This window comes from Buttiauxella warmboldiae, assembly GCF_003818135.1.
In the GTDB taxonomy this organism is placed as follows: Bacteria; Pseudomonadota; Gammaproteobacteria; order Enterobacterales; family Enterobacteriaceae; genus Buttiauxella; species Buttiauxella warmboldiae.
In genome coordinates, this window is record NZ_RPOH01000057.1 from 1 (window position 1) to 2,444 (window position 2,444).

Below are 2,444 nucleotides of genomic sequence, written 5' to 3' on the forward strand. Positions count from 1 at the left end.
CGCGGCGCTGGCGATGCATTTAGTGGATGCGGCGTGCGCTATGCACAATGAGATGGGATCGCTGGCAGAAAGCAATATCGTATTGCCGGGCTAAGCATTCAGGCTTGAGGGGGCATTTACCCCCTTGAAATTGCTGACAAAGAAGGAAAAACGTGGTTTCCTTCTTTGTGGCGATCGGCTGAAATCAATAAATTGATTTTCCTTGTTATTGATGGTTTCTGTTCATTTGGTGAAAAACATGGTTTGTCATCAGTTTGCCCTTAGCATTGTCTGGCATGCTGTATATGTCCCATAACCCACGGGTGTTGAACCAGTATGAGATATGTAAACAACCGTTAGTTCACGATTTTTGCCGATACTTTTTATCGCCTCTATGTTCTACTAATCCGCGCCCAAATCTGGCTAAGAATCATCCTGATTCAGACTCTATTTTTTATCGCTCAGAATTTTCTTGGTTATTAACAGTCTGAGTGATGCTTATGACCTCTCTTTTTGCTCTATTTTTCGGATAACTGCATGAATTACGTTAAATCGATGTCCCAGCAGAAACTCAGCTTTCTGTTAGCGGTATACATCGGCCTGTTTTTAAACCTCTCGGTTTTTTACAATCGTTTTGAGGGCTTTATTCAGGATTTCAGCGGCCTGAACGCTATCTCTATGGTTGCTGAAGTCGTGGCTTGCGTGCTGGTCACTTTCTTTTTATTTCGCGTGCTGTCGCTATCAGGACGCTTTATCTGGCGGGTGCTTGCCACCCTGGTCGTGCTCTGCTCCGTTGCTGCCAGCTATTATATGACGTTGCTTAACGTGGTCATCGGCTACGGGATTATTGCCTCGGTAATGACCACGGATATCGACCTTTCTAAAGAAATTGTGGGCTTACAGTTTGTGATGTGGATGGTGCTGGTTAGCGCTATTCCCCTGGCGCTTATTTGGCTTACCGATGCCCGGAATACGTTGCTAAGCCAGCTGAAAACACCGGGCCAGCGCGTAAAAAATGTCGCCATTGTGCTGCTGGCAGGACTAATGGTTTGGGCGCCGCTGCGTTTGCTGGATAAAGAACAAAAGAAAATAGAAAAGCGTTCTACCGTCGATATGCCAAGCTACGGCGGCGTGGTCGCTAACTCTTATCTACCCTCTAACTGGGTGTCCGCGCTGGGGCTTTTTGCCTGGGCTCAGGCCGATGAATCTAACGATAATAGCTCGCTGATGAACCCGGCGAAGAAGTTTACTTATCTCGCGCCAAAAGAGCTTGATGATACCTATGTGGTGTTTGTGATTGGCGAAACCACCCGTTGGGATCACATGGGTATTTTGGGCTATGAGCGTGACACCACGCCGAAACTCGCCAAAGAGAAAAATCTGGTCGCGTTCCGCGGCGAATCCTGTGATACCGCGACTAAGCTCTCATTACGCTGCATGTTTGTGCGTGAGGGCGGTGCGGAAGAGAACCCGCAGCGTACTCTGAAAGAGCAGAACGTTTTTGCCGTGCTCAAACAGCTTGGCTTTAGTTCCAACCTCTTTGCGATGCAAAGTGAAGTGTGGTTCTACGGCAATACGATGGCGGATAACTTCTCTTATCGCGAACAAATCGCCGCAGAGCCGCGTAACCGTGGCAAGCAAGTCGATGATATGTTGCTGGTTGAAGAGATGAAACGCTCCGTAGAACAGCATCCTGACGGCCAGCACTTAATTGTGCTGCATACCAAAGGCTCGCACTTCTCTTATGTGCAGCGCTATCCGCGTAGCTTCGCGAAATGGACTCCAGAGTGCGTGAGTATTGATTCAGAGTGCAGCAAGGAACAGCTGATTAACGCCTTTGATAACTCGGTGTTATACACCGATACGGTGCTGGAAAGCGTGATCTCTCAGCTGCGGGATAAGCGCGCGATTATTTTCTATGCCTCAGACCACGGTGAGTCCATTGATGAGCACAAACACCTGCACGGCACGCCACGTAAAATGGCGCCGCCAGAGCAGTTCCGCGTGCCGTTGTTAGTTTGGGCATCCGATAAATACCTGGAAAACCCGGACCGCGCGCGCGAGTTTGCCCATATGCAAGAACAGGCAAAAATGAAGGTGTCGCACCGCCATGTCGAGCTGTATGACACCATTATGGGGTGTCTGGGATACACCTCGCCTGACGGGGGAATCAACCAGAATAACAACTGGTGCCATGTCCCGCAGCAAGCCGCGCACTAGCTTTTTCCCTTTATGTGCTGGAATTTGAATCAAACGAACGCGATTTTAAGAATCAGGGATTGACGGTTAAAACGGTGCGCAGTACTATGCGCTCCGCATTCGGCGAGTAGCGCAGCTTGGTAGCGCAACTGGTTTGGGACCAGTGGGTCGGAGGTTCGAATCCTCTCTCGCCGACCAAATTTAGAAAAGACCAACCTTCGGGTTGGTCTTTTTGCATCTGTCGCCCACAGAGGATGAGAACCTCC

At 49.4% G+C, this 2,444-nt stretch carries 1 protein-coding gene and 1 tRNA gene; both read left to right on the forward strand.

All coding sequences use genetic code 11. From position 1 onward, the window contains the following. The first annotated feature begins 516 nt into the window (after positions 1–516). A complete protein-coding gene (gene eptB, locus EHN07_RS13460) occupies positions 517–2,199 on the forward strand; it encodes a kdo(2)-lipid A phosphoethanolamine 7''-transferase (RefSeq protein ID WP_124024621.1) in 1,683 nt (560 codons plus the stop codon). 100 nt (positions 2,200–2,299) lie between these two features. After that, positions 2,300–2,376 (forward strand) — tRNA-Pro (locus EHN07_RS13465). Positions 2,377–2,444: the final 68 nt, after the last annotated feature.

What these genes read in the sequence shown, in the direction of transcription:
- eptB (WP_124024621.1), top strand. Translation starts at nt 517, where the DNA reads ATGAATTACGTTAAATCGATGTCCCAGCAGAAACTCAGCTTTCTGTTA.